General features: G+C 61.4%; 18 protein-coding genes. 8 read left to right on the top strand and 10 right to left on the bottom strand.

The annotated features are described in order from the left end of the window. The first annotated feature begins 77 nt into the window (after nt 1–77). On the top strand, nt 78–614 hold the full coding sequence (locus tag ACWPW0_RS14565; RefSeq protein ID WP_454256745.1) for a DUF3087 domain-containing protein: 537 nt from the start codon (nt 78–80) through the stop codon (nt 612–614). 127 nt (nt 615–741) lie between these two features. On the opposite strand, the gene ACWPW0_RS14560 is transcribed toward ACWPW0_RS14565, so the two are convergent. From ACWPW0_RS14560 to ACWPW0_RS14545, 4 genes are all read right to left on the bottom strand, one after another. Beyond that, nucleotides 742–1,845: an enoyl-CoA hydratase/isomerase family protein gene (locus tag ACWPW0_RS14560; protein ID WP_454255662.1), complete on the bottom strand. Its 1,104-nt coding sequence runs from the start codon at nt 1,843–1,845 to the stop codon at nt 742–744. 19 nt (nt 1,846–1,864) lie between these two features. Then, nucleotides 1,865–2,683, bottom strand: a complete 819-nt coding sequence (locus tag ACWPW0_RS14555; protein ID WP_447592522.1) for an enoyl-CoA hydratase — start codon at nt 2,681–2,683, stop codon at nt 1,865–1,867. Nucleotides 2,684–2,809: 126 nt separating this feature from the next. After that, nucleotides 2,810–4,036, bottom strand: coding sequence for an ABC transporter substrate-binding protein (locus ACWPW0_RS14550; RefSeq protein WP_454256744.1), 1,227 nt, complete (start codon nt 4,034–4,036; stop codon nt 2,810–2,812). A gap of 163 nt (nt 4,037–4,199) precedes the next feature. After that, nucleotides 4,200–4,613: a PaaI family thioesterase gene (locus ACWPW0_RS14545; protein ID WP_447592520.1), complete on the bottom strand. Its 414-nt coding sequence runs from the start codon at nt 4,611–4,613 to the stop codon at nt 4,200–4,202. A gap of 193 nt (nt 4,614–4,806) precedes the next feature. On the opposite strand from ACWPW0_RS14545, the gene ung reads away from it, so the two are divergent. Then, nucleotides 4,807–5,499 carry a uracil-DNA glycosylase gene (gene ung, locus ACWPW0_RS14540; RefSeq protein WP_447592519.1) on the top strand — a complete coding sequence of 231 codons (693 nt, stop codon included), beginning with the start codon at nt 4,807–4,809 and terminating at the stop codon, nt 5,497–5,499. Here the strand turns inward: ung and ACWPW0_RS14535 are convergent, their stop codons facing one another. From ACWPW0_RS14535 to ACWPW0_RS14525, 3 genes are all read right to left on the bottom strand, one after another. After that, entirely contained in the window at nt 5,500–6,357 is an 858-nt protein-coding gene (locus tag ACWPW0_RS14535) for a DUF6279 family lipoprotein (protein WP_454255661.1), read from the bottom strand. Nucleotides 6,358–6,563: 206 nt separating this feature from the next. Next, the gene (locus ACWPW0_RS14530; protein WP_454255660.1) at nt 6,564–7,283 is read right to left on the bottom strand and encodes a dienelactone hydrolase family protein; all 720 of its coding nucleotides are present in this window, start codon (nt 7,281–7,283) and stop codon (nt 6,564–6,566) included. A 158-nt stretch (nt 7,284–7,441) separates the two neighbouring features. Further along, nucleotides 7,442–8,185, bottom strand: coding sequence for an SDR family oxidoreductase (locus ACWPW0_RS14525; protein ID WP_454255659.1), 744 nt, complete (start codon nt 8,183–8,185; stop codon nt 7,442–7,444). A 120-nt stretch (nt 8,186–8,305) separates the two neighbouring features. Here ACWPW0_RS14525 and ACWPW0_RS14520 point away from each other — a divergent pair, with 120 nt between their 5' ends. Next, nucleotides 8,306–9,232, top strand: a complete 927-nt coding sequence (locus ACWPW0_RS14520; RefSeq protein ID WP_454255658.1) for a LysR family transcriptional regulator — start codon at nt 8,306–8,308, stop codon at nt 9,230–9,232. Between the two features lie 83 nt (nt 9,233–9,315). Here the strand turns inward: ACWPW0_RS14520 and ACWPW0_RS14515 are convergent, their stop codons facing one another. Both ACWPW0_RS14515 and ygfZ read right to left on the bottom strand, forming a co-directional pair. Then, nucleotides 9,316–10,152, bottom strand: coding sequence for an HDOD domain-containing protein (locus tag ACWPW0_RS14515; protein ID WP_447595672.1), 837 nt, complete (start codon nt 10,150–10,152; stop codon nt 9,316–9,318). 109 nt (nt 10,153–10,261) lie between these two features. Then, nucleotides 10,262–11,206: a CAF17-like 4Fe-4S cluster assembly/insertion protein YgfZ gene (ygfZ, locus tag ACWPW0_RS14510; RefSeq protein WP_454255657.1), complete on the bottom strand. Its 945-nt coding sequence runs from the start codon at nt 11,204–11,206 to the stop codon at nt 10,262–10,264. 119 nt (nt 11,207–11,325) lie between these two features. Between ygfZ and ACWPW0_RS14505 the strand changes: the two genes are divergently transcribed. Both ACWPW0_RS14505 and ACWPW0_RS14500 read left to right on the top strand, forming a co-directional pair. After that, on the top strand, nt 11,326–11,580 hold the full coding sequence (locus ACWPW0_RS14505) for an FAD assembly factor SdhE (protein WP_447592507.1): 255 nt from the start codon (nt 11,326–11,328) through the stop codon (nt 11,578–11,580). After that, nucleotides 11,564–12,019, top strand: coding sequence for a protein YgfX (locus ACWPW0_RS14500; protein WP_454255656.1), 456 nt, complete (start codon nt 11,564–11,566; stop codon nt 12,017–12,019). Before ACWPW0_RS14505 ends, ACWPW0_RS14500 begins: the two co-directional genes overlap by 17 nt. On the opposite strand, the gene nadB is transcribed toward ACWPW0_RS14500, so the two are convergent. Further along, nucleotides 11,988–13,604, bottom strand: coding sequence for an L-aspartate oxidase (gene nadB, locus ACWPW0_RS14495; protein ID WP_454255655.1), 1,617 nt, complete (start codon nt 13,602–13,604; stop codon nt 11,988–11,990). The genes ACWPW0_RS14500 and nadB overlap by 32 nt on opposite strands. A gap of 354 nt (nt 13,605–13,958) precedes the next feature. Here nadB and rpoE point away from each other — a divergent pair, with 354 nt between their 5' ends. From rpoE to ACWPW0_RS14480, 3 genes are read left to right on the top strand one after another with little or no spacing between them, the layout of a single operon-like run. Beyond that, nucleotides 13,959–14,540, top strand: a complete 582-nt coding sequence (gene rpoE, locus ACWPW0_RS14490; protein ID WP_447592501.1) for an RNA polymerase sigma factor RpoE — start codon at nt 13,959–13,961, stop codon at nt 14,538–14,540. 35 nt (nt 14,541–14,575) lie between these two features. Beyond that, nucleotides 14,576–15,187, top strand: a complete 612-nt coding sequence (locus tag ACWPW0_RS14485) for a sigma-E factor negative regulatory protein (RefSeq protein WP_447592499.1) — start codon at nt 14,576–14,578, stop codon at nt 15,185–15,187. 8 nt (nt 15,188–15,195) lie between these two features. After that, nucleotides 15,196–16,140: a MucB/RseB C-terminal domain-containing protein gene (locus ACWPW0_RS14480; RefSeq protein ID WP_454255654.1), complete on the top strand. Its 945-nt coding sequence runs from the start codon at nt 15,196–15,198 to the stop codon at nt 16,138–16,140. The last annotated feature ends 135 nt before the right edge of the window (nt 16,141–16,275 follow it).

The following is a 16,275-nucleotide window of genomic DNA, read 5'->3' as shown; positions in this document are numbered from 1 at the left end:
TGATCAGCACCCGCCTGGCCCTGATGAGTGATAATGCGCGCCTTGCGCCCTATTCACCTCTGGAGCCGACAGCCGCCATGTTCGAAATCAAACCCATCAATCCCGAAACCTACCGTCAGCAGACGCGGCGCATCACGTTTGCCATCGCTGGGTGCTTTATCGTGCTGGCTTTGCTGCTGTCCGCATTGTCCGTGCAGGTGTTCGGTACGCCAGGTGGCGACAACTTTCGCTGGAATCTTGTCGGCGTGGTAGCCGGGCTGCTGCTGACCGTCGCTGTCGTGCGCCTGCAGCTCTGGTCGCGCCCGTGGATGGCGCCGGCGGTCTACGGCTGGCAGCTCAAGCGCAGCCTGATGCGCGTGACCAACGTCATGCACCACGTCAAAAGCGGCGTGGCGACAGGCGATCCCACGGCCATGAAGCTGCTGCGTTTCTACCACCTGGGCGTGACCCAGATGCACCAGCTGGACGGTAACTCCAGCGACCTCAGCCAGATGGTGCGCGAGATCGACGCGCACCGTGAGGCCATGGAAGCGCAGGGGCTGGATACCGAGCAGAGCCGGCTGGAAGCGGAGTGGCTGGACACGGTGAAACGCTTCGCCACTAGCCAGAAGTAAGCACGCTGGCGTGCAGGGTGCGCCGCGCGTACTGGAAGCCCGTGCGCGTTGCAGCGAATGCCTCGCTTTTCCTGGGCAGGTTTGAATGGATTTGAAAAGGGCGCTTACAAGCGCCCTTTTTCATGGATCACAGATCCTGCAGCGGATGTTCACCTTCCCAGGTGGCGCTGAAGTGCGCGTCGATCACCGCCGCTGGAATGGCGGCGACATCGGGCCAGTGCCAATGCGGGGCATGGTCCTTGTCGATCAGGCGCGAACGCACGCCTTCGGGAAATTCCGGGTGACGGCAGCAGTTCAGGCTCATGGCGTATTCCATGCGGAAGACCTCGGCCAGGGACAGGTGCCGGGCACGCTGGATCTGTTCCCACACCAGGTGCGCGCTGAGCGGGCAGCCGTTGGCCAGGGTCTTGGCGGCGCGGGCGAGCAGGGCATCGTCGTCGCCTTGCAAGGCCGTGAGTGCCTGCCAGGCGCTGGGCAGGTCGGCAACATCGAGCAGGCTGTCGATACGCGCACGTCGCGGTAGCCATTGCGCATCGGGCAGGGCGTCGCGCGAGTCCTGTTCCAGTGCACGCAGCAGGCTGTTCAGCTGTCGCTGCGGTTGTTCCTGCCAGTTGAGCTGTTCCAGACCTTGCAGGAGCGCTTCCTGCTGGTCGTCGTGGAGGAAACGGTCTGCCAGGTCGAGGTCCAGCGCATCATGGGCGTTGATCTGCGCGGCGGTAAGGCCGAGAAACATACCGAGCTTGCCCGGCAGGCGGGCGAGGAACCAACTGCCACCGACATCCGGGTACAGACCGATGTTGATCTCCGGCATGCCCAGGCGGCTGGACGGGGTGACGATACGCACGTTGGCGCCTTGCAGCAGGCCCATGCCGCCGCCTAGCACATGGCCGTGCCCCCAGCACAGCAGGGGCTTGGGGAAGCCGTGGATGCGGTGGTCGAGGCGGTATTCATCGGCGAAGAAGCGGCGCGCCAGGGGCGGTACTTCACCGGGGTGTTCACGGCATTGCTGCACCAGTTGTACGACATCGCCGCCGGCGCAGAAGGCCTTGCTGCCGCTGCCGCGCAAGAGCACGCAGGCGATGCTCGGGTCGTCGGCCCAGGCACTCAGCCTGGCATCCAGCGCTTCGATCATCGGCAGGCTGAGGGCGTTGAGGCTCTTCTCGGCATCCAGGGTGGCGATGCCGATGCGGTAGCCCTGCTGGGCGGGGCGTTCTTCGAATTGCACGTTCATGGTCGATCCCATCCGGCGGTCATTTGTTGCGCCAGTGCGCGTCGCGTTTTTCCAGGAAGGCGTTGACGCCTTCGCGGGTGTCGTCGGCGTCGAACAGGTCGACGAAACGCTCGCGCTCTTCGCTCAGCCAGGTATTGGGCGCGCGTTCACGGGCACCCTGGAGCAACGGCTTGATAGTGCGCACCGCCACCGGACTCTGCCGGGCGACCTTGGCGGCCAGGAGCAGGGCATGGCCACGCGCCTCGCCGCTGTCGACCACTTGCTCGACCAGGCCGATGCGCAGGGCGGTCTCGGCGTCGATGCGTTCGCCGCAGAGGATCATGCGTTTGGCCCAGCCCTCACCGATCAGCCAGGGCAGGGCCTGGGTGCCGCCGGCACAGGGCAGCAAGCCGACGGTGGCTTCGGGCAGGGCCATCTGTGCCTGACGCTCGGCGATGCGGATGTCGCAAGCCAGTGCGCACTCCAGGCCGCCGCCCATGGCATAGCCATTGATCGCGGCGATGGATACCCCACGGAAATCGCGCAGGGCTTCGAAGGCTTCGCCAAAGCGGCGGGCCATTTCGCGGGCGCGGGCCTTGTCACCGTCGGCGAACAGGTTGAGGTCGGCACCGGCGCTGAAGAACTTGCCGCCCTGGCCGGTCACCACCAGGGCGTAGATGTTGTCGTCGCGGTTGAGGTGTTCGATCAGTTGCTTGAGGCCGATCAGCGAGTCGCGGTCCCAGGTGTTGGCCGGGGGATGGTTGATGGTGATCAGCGCGGTGTGACCGTGCTTTTCCACGGTCAGCTTGTGGGTCAGGTCGAACAGGCCGGGATGGTAGGCCTCGATGGCATTGCTCATGGCGGTCCTCGTTTCTGCTGAGTGTGGCCCCAGTGTGCCGCAATCGGAGAGAAAGGTGGGAGCGTGGCGAAAGGTTGGCCAGCGCCTGGGCAAGGTGGCCGCCTGCCCACCTTGCCTGCGCGGGGGTTACTGCAAGGCGGCTGGCTGCTTGGCGGCGCTGCGTTCGGCCTGCCATTCGGCAAGGCTGGGAGCGCCTTGTTCGCCGTCGAGCTGATGCACGATCTCGAAATAATCCTGTTTTAGCGGGTCTTTCATCACCTCGGCACGTGGCCTGACCTTGACCGCATAAACGGTCTGCACGTTCTGGTGATCGAATGCGCGCCATTCCTGCGGGCCTTTGAGCAGGCTGTAGCGATGGCCTTCCAGGGCCTTGATCAGCGCTTCGCTGTCCAGGCTCTTGCTGCGCGTGGCTGCATCGGCCCATTGATAGACGATGCTGTAGGCCGATGCTGCGGAGCTGGACGGGTAGACGCCGTAACGCGCGCTGAAGTCGGCGACGAAGGCCTCACCCCGTGCCGAGCCTTCGCGTTTGGGCACCTGCCAGGTCCAGGGCTCGGTACCGAGCACACCGGTCATCAGGCTAGGCCCGGCCTGCTCGACGATGCTCTGGGTCAGGTTGGGGGCGACGATCTGCATGCGTTTGCTGAGACCCAGGGTTTCGCTGATGCGCATCGCGCGGACCAGGTCTTCGCCGAACAGCACCAGAACCAGGACGTCGGCCTTGCTCGCGGCGGCCTGGGTGAGTGCGTTCTGGTAGTCGGACAGGTGCGCGCCGGGGAAGGGCACCTTGAGGCCCGGGTTCTGGCCTGGGTCCTGGGTGCTGGTGGTTTCGCGCAGCGAGCTTTCCGTGGTGTTGCCCCAGGTGTAGTCGGCGGTGACGTAGAAGTAGCGTTTGCCGGGCAGGGTCTTGGCCAGGTACTGGCCGAGTACCCGGGCGCTCATCCAGGCGCTGTTGCACTCGCGGAACAGGTAGCGGTGGCCGTCCTTGCCAGTGGTGTCGTTGGAGTAGGTGAGGGTGCCGAAGTACAGCAGCCCGCGTTCACGCGCGCGTTTTCCCGCCGCGATGGCCACCGCGCTGGAGGCACCGCCGAACAGCATGGCGGCGCCTTCGTCGGCCAGTTTGTCGACATTGCGCACGGCCTTTTCCGGGCGCGATGCGGTGTCGTAGCTGGACAGGCGCAAGGGCCGGCCCAGTACGCCGCCTTTGGCGTTCAGCTCATCGATGGCCAGCAGGGCACCGCGCATCTGCGCCAGCCCTTCCTCCTTGTAGCTGCCGGTGCGCGGGTAGTTGAGGCCGAGGGTGATGGGATCGGCGGCCTGGGCGCAGGCAATCAGCCCGAGCCACAGGGCCATGGCAGTGGTCAATATCTTCACGGGAGTCCTCCTTGTTGTTTTTATGCCAAGGCAGACTGTGGGGCCAAGGCGAGCAGGGAGGCATTGTCTATTGGTCGTAGAGGGTTCCCGTGAGCTGCATCAATGTTTCGTGCTTGTGCCCTGGAAATGCATGGGGCAGGCACTATACCGGGACGATGGTGGCCAGCCCCGTGGCGACCAGTTTTTCCTGGCCATCCTTGACGGCGAACACGTCGGCGCGGCAAACGGCCTGGCGCTGGCCAGCCTTGAGCACCTCGCTGCGGCAGATCAGGCGTTCGCCGAGCGCCGGGGCGAGCAGGTTGAGCTTGTATTCGCTGGTGACCACGTCGCCGATCAGCGACGCGGCAGCCCAGGCACACCCGCTGTCGACCATGAAGCCCACCACCGCCCCATGCAGAAAACCATGGTGCTGGCAGAGGTCCGGACGAGTCTGGATCTGCAGGCTGACCTTGCCGGGCTCGAACTCGAGCAGCTCGGCGCCCAGTAGCTGTGAAAACGCGGATTGTTCCAGGGCCTGTTCCAGGCGCTCACGGCTGATGCCGGCAGGGGATGTCATGTGCTGCGCTCCGATGCGTTCGAACGGGCAGTCTTGGCTGGTGGGCGAGGGTGTCGCAATCAGCATCCGTGGCCGTGATGGCGTTGCATCATCTGCGCGGCGCTGCTAACGGGCGATCAGGTCGTCGACCTTGACTTGCTCAGGTGGCTTCCTTAGCGTGCCGGTTCCGTTTTTGCGCAGGGCAGGTACAGATATGAGCGGCGATGATCGCATCAAACTCGAAGCGGGTTGGAAGCAGGCCCTTCGCGAGGAATTCGACAAGCCATACATGACTGCCCTGAGCGAGTTCCTGCGCGCGGAGAAGGCCGCGGGCAAGGTGATCTTCCCACCGGGGCCGATGATTTTCAGCGCGCTGAATTCGACACCACTGGATGACGTGAAGGTGGTGATCATCGGCCAGGACCCATACCACGGTCCGGGTCAGGCCCATGGTCTGTGCTTTTCGGTGCAGCCGGGCGTACCGGCACCGCCGTCGTTGCAAAACATCTTCAAGGAATTGAAGCGCGACCTGAATATCGACATTCCGGCCCATGGCTATCTGCAGAGCTGGGCCGAGCAGGGCGTGTTGCTGCTCAACACATCGCTGACGGTAGAGCAGGCCAACGCCGGTTCGCACGCCAACAAGGGGTGGCAGCCGTTTACCGACAAGGTGATCGAGGTGGTCAGCGCACGCCCGGGTAACCTGGTGTTCCTGTTATGGGGCGCTCATGCGCAAAGCAAGCAGCGCCTGATCGACGCCAGTCGCCATCTGGTGCTCAAGTCGGTGCATCCGTCGCCGCTGTCGGCCTATCGCGGCTTTCTTGGTAACGGCCATTTCAGCCGAACCAACAAGTACCTGGAACAATGCGGCCTTACGCCGATCGACTGGCGCCTGCCGGCACTCTGATCAGGTTGTTGTGGGGCAGGTCAGGCCTTCGAGGTTCTTGCGCAGGTCGGCCAGGCGGCTTTGCAGGCGTTCGCGTTGGGCTGCGTCCGCGCTGTTGAACAGGTCGGCGAACAGCTCGGCCAGCGCTGTCTGGCTGTGCTCGAATTGCTGTCGGTAGGCCGGTGTCCACAGGTCGTGACGTTGTTGCAGCAGGTGGGAGAAGCGCGCAGCGAATTGCTCATCGTGGCGCTGGCGCAAGGTGTCCATAAGCAGCGCCTGCCAGTGCGCACGGTTGTCCAGCCAGGCCTGATTCTGTTCGCCGAGGTCGGCTGACCACTGCTCAATGCGTTGTTTCTGTCCGGCCGAAAGGCGCCCGAACCACGGCCGCAGGCGTTCTTCCATGCGCTTCACGCGTTCGGCGACCTGTTTCTCCAGGGGCTGCTCTTGGGATTCTTGGCGCAACTTGCTCTGTTGCGCGTCGAGCTTGGATTGCAGGTCGGCGACTTGTTTGTCACTGAGGCTCTGCAGCAGCTCGATGGTGTCCGGAGTGATCTGTGTGGCGATGGCATCGATGGCGTGGCGGAACTCATCGAACTGCCCTTCGAATTCTGCCGGGCGTACCTGGGGCTGGCCGGCCAGTTCCTGGCTGCGTTGTAGCCAGGCGGAATAGGCCGGCAACTGGGTGCTGCAATGCCAGCTCAGGGTTTCCTGCAGGCGTGGTTTGAGCCACTTTTTCTGCTCGCGGCTGAGCTTGATGTAGTCGCTGAGGGACCAGGGAATCAGCCAGTCCAGGTTGCGGTAGCTAAAGTCCAGGCGACTGCATGCGCCCAACAGCAGGGTGAGGCAGAGCAGCGGAATGGCGAAATGGCGTACAGACATGACGTGCTCGCACGGTTTGCGGGTCTATCCCTGGCCGTCACACCGGGTGTGTGGCACTGAGAGCCTGTTCAAAGGCATGTATCTAAGGGTAAGACAGCAAAACGAACGAATGTTCGACCTGACATATTTGCTCAAACATGCTCACGAGTAGCCGAGGTCGTCATGGGACTTCGGCGTACGCGTGAGCACACTGAGCTGACGCCGCTCTAGCTTGTGCTTTTGGCCCAGAGGGTGCGGCCAAAGAAGGTCAGGGTACGGTCCCAGGCCTGCTGTGCCCAGATCGGGTCGTATTGGGTGAAGGCGAGGCGCCCCGGTCCGGTCGCTGTTTCGTTGGCAAAGGCATGCTGGGCGAGGTAGCGGTGGAAGGTGAAATCCACCTTGGCTTCATCCAGCTTCGTTTCCAGTGCGTCGATGGTTTCGATCGGGAACGCGGTGTCCTGCGTGGCCCAGTGCCCGAGCAGCGGTGCGCGAATCTTCGTCGCGTCGATGTATTCCAACGGTGGGCAGCCGTACCAGACCACGCCAGCAGACACTTCCGGAATGTTCGAGAGCGCCAGCAGCGTTAGCGCACCGCCCATGCAGTAACCGGTTACGCCGACGTTTGCGCCTCGTTGCTTCAGGTAAAGCACCGCGCCACGAATGTCCTGGCTGGTGGCATCGCCGAAGTCGAGGTTGTCCATCAGGTGATGGGCTTCTTCCTGTTCGAGTGCAGATTTACCTCGGTAGAGGTCAGGCACGAGGGCCAGGTAGCCGGCGCTTGCCAGCCGATCTGCCACGCCGCGAATCTGGTCGTTCAATCCCCACCATTCCTGGATCACGACTATGGCTGGCGCTCCTTCGCTTTTCTCCGGGGTTGCCAGATAGCCCTGAACGGTCTGGCCGTCAGGGCGCGAGAAGGTAATCATGGAATGGGTCGTGTGTGGCATCGCTTCTTCCTCCGAACACGCTGGACGTCATGAGAACGCACGGCCGTACGTTCTCCCGTTGGCCTTTGACCACTGGTTACAGCAGATCTTGCAGGCCGATGGCGTATTACATTTCACGACGTGTGCGGTTGGCTAGGGCATCGATCCTGCGTGAGCGCTCACGCCAGCCCTCCGTTGGCACGCAACACCTGGCCATTGACCCATGCGCCATCTGGGCCTGCGAGGAAGGCCACTACGCCGGCGATGTCCTCCGGTTGTCCCAGGCGCTCCAGGGGCGGCATTTTTGCGAATGTCTGGATCTGCTCTTCGCTCTTGCCGTTGAGGAACAACTCGGTGGCTACCGGGCCAGGGGCTACGCAGTTGACGGTGATGCGCCGGCCACGCAGCTCTTTGACCAGTACCCGCGAGAACGCTTCGACAGCCGCCTTGGTGGCGTTGTAAATCGCATAGCCCGGCAGGTTCAGCGCCAGTGTGGTGCTCGACAGGTTGATGATCCGACCGCCGTCGTTCAGGCGTGTGCTGGCTTCGCGCAAGGTGTTGAACACGCCGTTAACGTTGATATTGAAGGACTGGGCGAACACCTCATCACTGGTCTGGGCCAGTGGCATGGTCTTCAGGATGCCGGCATTGTTGACCAACACATCGATACTGCCGAGTTTCTGCTCGACTTCGTCGAACAGGCGCTGCACGTGGTCGGCCTTGGCTACATCCGCCTGTACGGCAATCGCCTTGCCACCAGCTTGAACCAGCTCGGCCACCAGTTTCTCGGCTTCTCCAGGGTTGGACATGTAGTTCACCGCGACGGCAAAGCCGTCTTTGGCCAGGCGACGGGCGATGGTGGCACCGATACCGCGCGAGGCCCCGGTCACCAGGGCGATTGGGTTTTGCTTGTCAGTCGACATGACGCACTTCCTCGATTGGGTTGACGATGGGTACAGATTATTGGGATTAAATAAGAAAATAATTACCCTTAATTGAGTATTAGAATTTCATATGCATTAATAATTTACTGAGGCGTACCTGTGGATCGGTTTCAAGAAATGCAGGCATTCGTACGGATTGCCGAGCGCGGCAGCTTTTCCCTGGCCGCGGATGACCTCGGTATCCCTCGTCCGACGGTTACCAATCTCATCAAGCGCCTGGAAAAGCGCCTAGGCGCACGCCTGCTTGAGCGCACCACGCGTCAGGTGCGTTTGACCCACGACGGCGAGGCTTATTACACGCGTTGTGTGCGCTTGTTGGCTGATCTGGAGGAGGCCGACGGCGCGTTTCGCAACGCCACGCCCAAGGGGCTGTTGTCGGTGAACATGCAGGGCACGTTGGCGCGGCACTTCGTGATGCCTCTGCTCCCGGAGTTTCTCGCGCGTTACCCGGAACTGCGTTTGCACGTCAGCGAGGCGGATCGTTTGGTGGATCTGGTGCGTGAGGGTGTGGATTGTGTGCTGCGTGCCGGTGTGCTGCGCGATTCATCGCTGATTGGTCGGCAGATCGCTCTGATGGAGCAGGTCACCGTTGCCAGTGCAGGGTACGTGGCGACTCATGGTGAACCAGGCAGCATGGCGGACCTGGAACAGCACTACGCGGTCGACTACATCTCCAGTGCCACGGGCAAGGCGATGCCGATGGAATTCGAGGTGGGCGGAAGCACTACGGAGCTGTTAATGCGCTCGGTGATGTCGGTGACCGGAACCGAACTCTACACCGGGGCTGCGGTGGCTGGGGCGGGGCTGATTCAGGTGCCGCGCTACCGTATTGTCGATGAGCTGGCCGATGGACGATTGCAGGTGGTGCTGCCCGATTTTCCACCCCCACCGATGCCGGTGTCGGTGCTCTATTCACACAGCCGACAGTTATCGCCGCGGGTGCGTTTGTTCGCCCAGTGGCTGACCGAGCTGTTCAGCGACGTGCCGTTTCAGGTAAAGGAACGCGGGCGGGGCTTGGTGGAATAGAAACAGGGCAATGATGATGAGCGGAGATGCGATGGTGCGCCTCTGACTGATGGGACAAGGCATCAGTCAGAGGGTGTTTGCCGTTACTGCAGCATGCTGGTGGCGGCTTCCATGGCGCTGGAGAGGTCTTCATCGGCTTGCATGTCGACATTCGGGTCGAGGCCAAGCTTGGCGAAGGCGGGAATCTGGCTCCAGTCCAGCTGGGTGTACGGATGATCGCTGCCGAGGTAGCTCTGCAGAGTGGCGACCTGAACGATATCGACGTAATCGACGGTGGGCGAATTACGGGTGAAGTCCAGGTGCTGGCCTGGTACGACGGCGATAGCCTCGTGGAAGTCCCATGTGCGCAGAATCTTTTCGCCTACGATGGGGTGAATCTTCTCGATCACATGATTGAGGCTGATAGCGTCGGCCAACAGCTCATTGTGTTCTTCGGCGTAGGTGAGGATCGGCAGGATACCGATCTGGTGCACCAGGCCGGCGAGGGTCGCCTGGTCGGGCTGCAGGCGGCTGTAGTGCTTGCACAGCACATGGCAGATACCGGCGATTTCGGTGCTCTTTTTCCAGACTTCGCGCATCTTGCGGTCGACCACGTCGGTGGTGGCCTGGAACATCTGCTCCATGGCCAGGCCGGTGGCCAGGTTGCAGGTGTAGTTGACGCCAAGACGGCCGACTGCTGTCTGCAGATCGGTAATTTCCTTGCTGGTGCGCAACAGGGGGCTGTTTACGACCTTGATGATGCGGGCGCTAAGGGCTGCATCGTTACCGATCACCTTGCTCAGCTCCGGGATACCGATGTTGGGATCTTCCGCTGCTTCACGAACGCGTAGTGCCACCTCAGGGAGGGTCGGCAGTACCAGGTCATCGTTTTCGATGGCTTGTATCAGGTCCTGTTGGACTTTTTCGGCAAGCTTGCTCATCTCGGCTCTCGGTGTGCTCATGTGCATCACTCGCTGGTGATGCACGCGTTGGTCGGTGATGTGCTGGGTTGTACCTTGTTTGCCCCGAAGTGCGCATCTGTTTTATAGCTCAATACTGAATCTCACGATCAGCATCCAATTGGTAAGGCAGGTCGAGCAACTGCAGGGCGGGGCCTTCATTGCCAAGGCTGATGCGGCCATCTTTGACGGCATCTTCCTGCAGCACGGCCAGCAGTTCGACGTGTGCCTGTGCCTGTGCCTGTGCCGCCAGCACCACTTCGCCCACGCTGGAGCCATGCACCGGGGAAAACAGTTCACTGCCAGCCGCCGGTACGTCATTGCCGTCCAGGCGCAAGCGATACAGTCGGCGCTTGAGCTTGCCCAGGTATTGCATGCGGGCGACGATTTCCTGGCCGGTGTAGCAGCCCTTCTTGAAACTGACGCCACCCACGGCTTGCAGGTTGATCATCTGCGGAATGAACTGCTCACGTGTTGCCCCGACTACCTGGCCGATGCCAGCGCGTATCTGTGCCAGCAGCCAGTCGTTCAGCGGAGCCTGAGGCAATTGGGAGCAGAGGCGTGCTTCTAGGGTGTCGGCCTCACTGGCGGGAGCCCAGAGTTCTGCACGGCCATCGCTCAGGCGCAGGGCGATCAGTCCATGGCCGTGGACAACGCTATTGGCGTCCTGGGGCAGGTCCAGGCCGAGGGTAACCAGCACCCCATCACCGCCGCTCAGGCCAAAGCGAACCCATTCACGGGTTTCGTCACTGAGTGTGGATTTGGAGAACACGGCGTACTTCTTCAGCTCGGTGAGTTGCGCCTCGAGCAGTTCGCTGGCCATGGCCAGCAGGTAGCCATCGCTGACCGGCAGGATGCGGAAGCTCGAGAGCATGCGGCCTTTCGGTGTGCAACGGGCACCCAGGCTGCTGCTCTGTTGGCTGAGGTAATTGAGGTTGCAGGTGACCTGGCCCTGAAGGAATTTGGCAGCGTCGGTGCCACGTACGGCGAGGAGGCCTTCATGGGTCAGGGTGCAGAAAAAAGCGGAGTCAGCCATGGGTTATCGCAGGTTCACAGTTCCGGGCTGCCATCATAGAGCTGCCCGCCCGGCTTGTCAGCGGGTGCCGAGTGTGGCGCTGCCCGCTATACTGCGCGCCTTATTAAAGGAGCCGCTGTATGGCCGATGATATCGAACTGAACCGTCTTTACTGGCACAGCCGCCGTGGCATGCTGGAACTGGACGTACTGCTGGTGCCTTTTGTCCGCGAAGTCTATGCGACGCTGGACGCCGAGGATCAGGCGCGTTACCGCAAGCTGCTGGAATGCGAAGACCAGGACATGTTTGGCTGGTTCATGCAGCGCGATGAGTCTGACGATCCCGATCTGCAGCGTATGGTTCGCATGATCCTGGACCGTGTCCAACCCAAGTAATCATTTCGAATGTCACTGGCAGGCGTCGCGTCTGCTGGTGATTCTCTATGCGCTGGCGCAGCTTCTGGCCATGCTGGCGTTGCTGCTGGCCGATCTCCCTGTGTGGGCTGCATGTCTGGGCCTATCAGGTTGCCTGTTGCATGCCTGGTGGGTGTTGCCGCGTCAGGTGCTGCTGACGCACCCGCAGGCATTCATGGGGTTGCGCCGTAGCGACGACAGCGGCTGGCAGTTGTACAGTGCCGCAGAAGGCTGGCAGCCGGTGCAGCTGCGCCCTGACAGCCTGGCGTTGCCGATGATGATCGTGTTGCGCTTCCGTGTACCAGGTCGCTGGGGCACGCAGTCGCTGTGCATCCCCCGTGACGCCCTGGCGCGTGATGCGCACCGCCGGCTACGCGTGCGCCTGAAGTTCAGTCGGCGTAGGTGGGCGGCTGTAGAATAGTGTCCTTGGCTTCGGGCAGCAGGTCGGGATAGTCGAGGGTGTAGTGCAGTCCGCGACTTTCACGGCGCTGCATGGCCGAATTGATCATCAGCTCGGCAACCTGCGCCAGGTTGCGCAGCTCGATCAAATCGCGGCTGACCTTGTAGTTGCTGTAGAACTCATCGATCTCATCCAGCAGCAGGCGTACCCGGTGCTGGGCGCGTTGCAGGCGCTTGTTGGTGCGCACGATGCCCACGTAGTCCCACATGAAACGCCGCAGCTCGTCCCAGTTGTGCGCGATGATCACGTCTTCGTCGGAGTCCGTGACCTGGCTGGCATCCCAGGTCGGCAGGTCGTCGGGCATGGCGACATCATCCAGTTGGGCGACGATATCCGCAGCCGCCGACTGGGCATAAACGAAGCACTCCAACAGCGAGTTGCTGGCCATGCGGTTGGCGCCGTGCAGGCCGGTGAAGCTGGTTTCGCCAATGGCATACAGGCCGGGCACATCCGTACAGCCACGCTGGTCCACCACGACGCCGCCACAGGTGTAGTGCGCCGCGGGGACAACGGGCATGGGTTCCTTGGTAATGTCGATGCCAAAGCTCAGGCAGCGCTCGTATACGGTGGGGAAGTGGCTTTTGACGAATTCGGCAGGCTTGTGGCTGATGTCGAGGTAGACGCAGTCCACGCCGAGGCGTTTCATCTCGTGGTCGATGGCGCGGGCCACGATATCACGGGGAGCCAGCTCGGCCCGTGAGTCGAAGCGCGGCATGAAGCGTTCACCGTTGGGCAACTTGAGAGTGGCGCCTTCGCCACGCAGGGCTTCGGTGACCAGGAAGCTTTTCGCCTGAGGGTGGTACAGGCAGGTCGGGTGGAACTGGTTGAACTCCAGGTTGCCAACCCGACAACCCGCACGCCAGGCCATGGCGATGCCATCACCGCAGGCGCCATCCGGATTACTGGTGTAGAGATAGACCTTGGCGGCGCCACCGGTGGCGAGAATGACGAAGCGCGCCTGGAAGGTGTCGACCTCGCCTGTGGCACGGTTCAGGACATACGCGCCTAAGCAGCGCTGGCCAGGTCGTCCCAGTTTGCGTTCGGTGATCAGGTCGACCGCCACGCGCTGCTCCAGCAACTCGACATTCGGACGACGGCGGGTCTGTTCTAGCAGGGTATTGAAAATGGCCGCTCCGGTCGCATCGGCGGCATGGATGATGCGCCGGTGGCTGTGGCCGCCCTCGCGAGTGAGGTGGAATTCGAAGCCACCGTCTTCCCGGTCATGTTCATCATCGCGGGTGAAGGGGACGCCTTGCTCGATCAGCCACTGAATGGCTTCGCGGCTGTGCTCGACGGTGAAGCGTACGGCGTCTTCGCGGCATAGGCCGCCACCCGCATCGAGTGTGTCGGCGACATGCGACTCTACGGTGTCGGTATCATCCAGGACGGCAGCAACGCCGCCTTGCGCCCAGTAGGTCGAGCCATTGGCCAGGTCGCCTTTGCTCAGCACGGCGACGCTCAGAGACGGAGGAAGAGTCAGAGCCAGTGTCAGTCCGGCAGCACCGCTGCCGATGATCAGAACATCGTGTTGGACGTGTTGGCTCATGAACTACATATTCCGCAGGAAGGCGGCGCCTAGTATATAGAGGGGCAACGCGCCACAATAGCGTGCGTGTCAGTCTTAAATGACTGTGAACTTTCTTGGAGGCGGGTGCTCAATAGCCAGTCAACGTTTTCAGGAAACTGCCGATTGAATATTCAGTTCGACAGGTGTCCGGTTAGTCAATAAAGATATCGAGCAGCAGGGCTGTCAGCCCTGTTGCGTTGTTTCGTGCGGGCCTGTTATGTGCTGCAGGAAGCTTGTTCGGAGGGGAGAACTTTTGCGAAACGCCCGGGTCTATCTTGGCAGACGGATTCACTGGCCTACGCAGAATAGCTCCGAACCTAAAGAGGAGTATTCATGCTAACCCAGGAAGACGATCAGGCGCTGGTCGAGCGGGTCCAGCGCGGCGACAAGCGGGCTTTTGATCTTTTGGTGCTCAAGTATCAGCACAAGATTCTCGGGTTGATCGTGCGTTTCGTGCACGACAACCATGAGGCCCAGGATGTCGCTCAGGAGGCGTTTATCAAAGCCTACCGTGCGCTTGGAAATTTTCGCGGAGACAGTGCCTTTTATACATGGCTGTACCGTATCGCCATCAATACGGCGAAGAATTATTTGGTCTCGCGTGGCCGTCGCCCGCCAGACAGTGATGTAAGCGCCGAAGATGCAGAATTCTACGATGGCGATCATGCCCTAAAGGATATCGAATCACCGGAGCGTGCCATGTTGCGGGATGAGATCGAGGCCACCGTGCATCGGACCATTCAGCATCTACCGGAAGACCTGCGCTCGGCATTGACCTTGCGCGAGTTCGACGGGTTGAGTTACGAGGACATTGCGAGCGTCATGCAGTGTCCGGTTGGTACCGTTCGGTCCCGGATCTTCCGGGCGCGCGAGGCCATCGATAAAGCCCTGCACCCTTTGTTGCAGGAATCCTGAGTGAGACAGCGGCCATAGCCAAGAGAGGAACCACCATGACTAGTGAAACCCTGCAGGAATCGCTGTCCGCGGTGATGGATAACGAAGCGGACGAACTGGAACTGCGCCGGGTGCTGGCAAGCAGCGAGAGCCCGGAGTTGCGTGCCAAGTGGTCGCGCTATCAGCTCGCTCGTGCAGTGATGCACAAAGAGCTGATCGTCGAGCCCCGTCTCGATATCGCTTCGGCTGTCTCGGCTGCTCTGGCCGAGGAGGCTACACCGGTGCCAGCCAAGGCCGCTTCGCGTAGCTGGCGCGGGCTGGGTCGCTTGGCGGTTGCGGCCTCGGTGACGGTTGCCGTTCTCGCTGGCGTGCGCTTCTACAATCAGGATGAACTGGCTGCGGGTGCGCAGTTGGCCCAGGCTACTCAGCCGAGCATGCCAGCGCCTCAGGTCCAGGGGCCGGCTATTCTGGCAGGCTATACCCCGGGCAATGACATCGGTTCGCAGGTGCCGCAGTTGGATGCAAGTGCCAGCGCCCAGCAGCCGGCTTCGATCTGGCATGAGCAGCGCTTACCTATCTACCTGCGTCAGCATGCCCAGCAGGCTGCTGCCAGTGGCACCGATGCAGTTCTACCTTATGCACGTGCAGCCAGCCTGGAAAACCGCTGAGGAGGATCATGCGCGTCTTTTCACTGATGATCTTGCTGGGTGGTGGACTGGTTTCCACTGCCCATGCTGACGAAGCCAGGGATTGGTTGAATCGTTCGGCTAAAGCAGAAGCGCAAAGCTTTCAAGGTACTTTCGTCTACGAGCGCAATGGTAATTTCTCCACCCATGGCATCTGGCATCAGGCTGATGCCGATGGCAGCGTACGTGAGCGGTTGCTGCAACTTGATGGGCCTGCGCAAGAGGTCCTGAGAGTCAATGGCCAGCCGCAGTGTGTGAGTAGCGGCCTGGTTGATCAGATGGGGGATGCGCAGCTCCCTGCCTCTGTGCTCGATCCTCTGCGCCTGGCCGATGAATATGATCTGCAGGTGATTGGCCGCTCACGCATTGCTGGTCGAGATGCGGTGGTATTGGCCGTGGTGCCGCACGATCAGCATCGATATGCCGTCGAGCTGTATCTGGACGAGCAGACGTCCTTGCCTTTGAAATCACTCCTCATTAGCGAGAAAGGCCAGCTCCTTGAGCGTTTCCAGTACGTAAGCCTGGATACCCTTTCTGCGCTCCCCGATGAATCATTGAGGCCCGGTGAGGCTTGTAAACCTGTCACCTTGACCAAGGTCAGTGAGCCAGTGAAGCCTTCGTGGCAGGCTGGTTGGGTCCCGCCTGGCTTTGCCCTGAATCAGAGTTTGCAGCGAAAAAGTCCTGCGTCCGCAGATACGGTGGCCTGCTTGGTCTATGGCGACGGATTGGCGCGTTTCTCTGTATTTATCGAGCCGCTTCATGGCGTGTCTGTCGAAGACGCTCGCAGCCAATTGGGGCCTACTGCCGTGATATCCCGGCGTATGAGTACGGCAGATGGCGATGCCATGATTACAGTAGTGGGGGAGATTCCGCTTGGGACTGCTGAGCGCGTAGCGTTATCCATGCAGGAAGTTCAGGTTTCCGCGGCAGAGTGAGTGTCTGTCCAGTGGCCAGCGCGTGCTCTATTGGCTCAAGCGTTGTTACGAGGTGCAGTTGTTTTTCGCGTGATTTATCCGTTTATTCTTCTGTGTGCGATGTGCCGGTGGCGCAGCGCCTAGAGCAATGCGCCT

It is taken from the genome of Pseudomonas sp. Marseille-Q8238 (assembly GCF_965111915.1).
The sequence above is the reverse complement of the archived record's forward strand: the minus strand, read 5'-3'. Positions and strand labels throughout refer to the sequence as shown.

Bases quoted from the DNA above. Each gene is read 5' to 3' on its own strand.
- ACWPW0_RS14560 (WP_454255662.1), bottom strand. From the start codon at position 1,845: ATGAACGTGCAATTCGAAGAACGCCCCGCCCAGCAGGGCTACCGCATC.
- ACWPW0_RS14545 (WP_447592520.1), bottom strand. From the start codon at position 4,613: ATGACATCCCCTGCCGGCATCAGCCGTGAGCGCCTGGAACAGGCCCTG.
- ACWPW0_RS14480 (WP_454255654.1), top strand. From the start codon at position 15,196: ATGCGCGTCTTTTCACTGATGATCTTGCTGGGTGGTGGACTGGTTTCC.
- rpoE (WP_447592501.1), top strand. From the start codon at position 13,959: ATGCTAACCCAGGAAGACGATCAGGCGCTGGTCGAGCGGGTCCAGCGC.
- ACWPW0_RS14535 (WP_454255661.1), bottom strand. From the start codon at position 6,357: ATGTCTGTACGCCATTTCGCCATTCCGCTGCTCTGCCTCACCCTGCTG.
- nadB (WP_454255655.1), bottom strand. From the start codon at position 13,604: ATGAGCCAACACGTCCAACACGATGTTCTGATCATCGGCAGCGGTGCT.
- ung (WP_447592519.1), top strand. From the start codon at position 4,807: ATGAGCGGCGATGATCGCATCAAACTCGAAGCGGGTTGGAAGCAGGCC.
- ACWPW0_RS14505 (WP_447592507.1), top strand. From the start codon at position 11,326: ATGGCCGATGATATCGAACTGAACCGTCTTTACTGGCACAGCCGCCGT.
- ACWPW0_RS14565 (WP_454256745.1), top strand. From the start codon at position 78: ATGTTCGAAATCAAACCCATCAATCCCGAAACCTACCGTCAGCAGACG.
- ACWPW0_RS14550 (WP_454256744.1), bottom strand. From the start codon at position 4,036: ATGGCCCTGTGGCTCGGGCTGATTGCCTGCGCCCAGGCCGCCGATCCC.
- ACWPW0_RS14530 (WP_454255660.1), bottom strand. From the start codon at position 7,283: ATGCCACACACGACCCATTCCATGATTACCTTCTCGCGCCCTGACGGC.
- ACWPW0_RS14525 (WP_454255659.1), bottom strand. From the start codon at position 8,185: ATGTCGACTGACAAGCAAAACCCAATCGCCCTGGTGACCGGGGCCTCG.
- ygfZ (WP_454255657.1), bottom strand. From the start codon at position 11,206: ATGGCTGACTCCGCTTTTTTCTGCACCCTGACCCATGAAGGCCTCCTC.
- ACWPW0_RS14485 (WP_447592499.1), top strand. From the start codon at position 14,576: ATGACTAGTGAAACCCTGCAGGAATCGCTGTCCGCGGTGATGGATAAC.
- ACWPW0_RS14515 (WP_447595672.1), bottom strand. From the start codon at position 10,152: ATGAGCAAGCTTGCCGAAAAAGTCCAACAGGACCTGATACAAGCCATC.
- ACWPW0_RS14555 (WP_447592522.1), bottom strand. From the start codon at position 2,683: ATGAGCAATGCCATCGAGGCCTACCATCCCGGCCTGTTCGACCTGACC.